Origin of the sequence: Methylobacterium sp. WL116, assembly GCF_008039455.1 — a bacterium.
Taxonomy (GTDB): Bacteria; Pseudomonadota; Alphaproteobacteria; order Rhizobiales; family Beijerinckiaceae; genus Methylobacterium.
This window is the reverse complement of sequence record NZ_VRUV01000897.1, coordinates 1-1,098: the sequence shown is the minus strand read 5'-3', so window position 1 is coordinate 1,098 and position 1,098 is coordinate 1. Positions and strand designations below refer to the sequence as shown.

At 75.0% G+C, this 1,098-nt stretch carries 1 protein-coding gene and 1 pseudogene; both read right to left on the bottom strand.

Features of this window, described 5'->3' with window-relative positions:
* A partial coding sequence (locus FV223_RS28290) for a DEAD/DEAH box helicase (RefSeq protein ID WP_147729960.1) occupies positions 1 to 851 on the bottom strand: 851 nt, incomplete at its 3' end.
* A gap of 64 nt (positions 852 to 915) precedes the next feature.
* A pseudogene (locus tag FV223_RS28285) lies at positions 916 to 1,098 on the bottom strand (MFS transporter); the annotation flags it as partial.

Below are 1,098 nucleotides of genomic sequence, written 5' to 3'. Positions count from 1 at the left end.
ACCCCGGCGCGCAGCCGCTCGCGCCGCCGCCCGCCGATGCCGGAATGCCAGGCCGCCGGACGGACGCCGAAGCGCTGGGCGAAGCGGTCGAGAAACTGCGCCGTCAGCGCGATCTCGGGCATCAGGATCAGCGCCTGCCCGCCTGAGCGGACGCACTCCGCCACCGCCTCGAAGTAGACCTCGGTCTTGCCCGAGCCGGTGACGCCCTCGAGCAGGACGGCGCCGCTCCCGCCCGCCTCCGCGGGGGCGGCGACCAGGTCCGCGACCGCCGCGGCTTGCGCCTCCGACAGCGGCACCCGCGGGAACTCCGGATCGGGGGGGAGCGCCACCGGCTCGGGCGCGAGCGCCACCGTCTCCAGCGCGCCGTCGTCGATCAGCCCGTCGATCACCGAGAGCGAGACCTCGGCCGTCTTGGCGAGCACGCTCTTGCCCCGGATCTCGCCGTCGGCGGCGACCGCCAGAACCTTGTCCCGGGCCTTGGTCGGGCGGGCCGGGAGCTTGCCGGTGGTGCGGACGCCGACGCGGACCACCTCGGCGGCGGCCGCCTCGTCGGGCAGGCGCAGCACCATGGCGAGGGCCGAGCCCTTCGGGGCCAGGGTGTAGCGCGCGATCCAGTCCACCAGCCTGCGCAGCGGCTCGGAGAGCGGAGCCACGCCGAGATAGCCGGTGACCGGCCGCAGGTTCGAGCCGCCCGCCGTCTCCGCCACGCCCCAGACCACGCCGACCGTCTCGCGCGGCCCGAGCGGCACCTGCACCACGTCGCCCGCCGCCAGCGCCAGGCCCGCGGGCACCGCGTAGCTGTAGGCGGTGTCGATCGCGAGCGGGATCAGGATCTCGACGACGTGCGGCATGGACCTGGGCGTTGTGTTGCGGGGACCGACGGCATGTTCCGGTTTTGTACCATGAAACGCGCCGTCACGCAGAGGTCGTGCCTTCCGACGGCGGGCGCAAGCGCGGAACGAGCGGCAGCGCGGCGAGGCTCAGCACCGCCATCGCCCAGAAGCCGCGGCCGTGGAAGGCCGAATATAGCGGACCGGACGCGAGCGTCGCCGCCGCGCCGGCGAGGCCGAGGCCGACGGTGCCGTAGAGCGCCAGCGC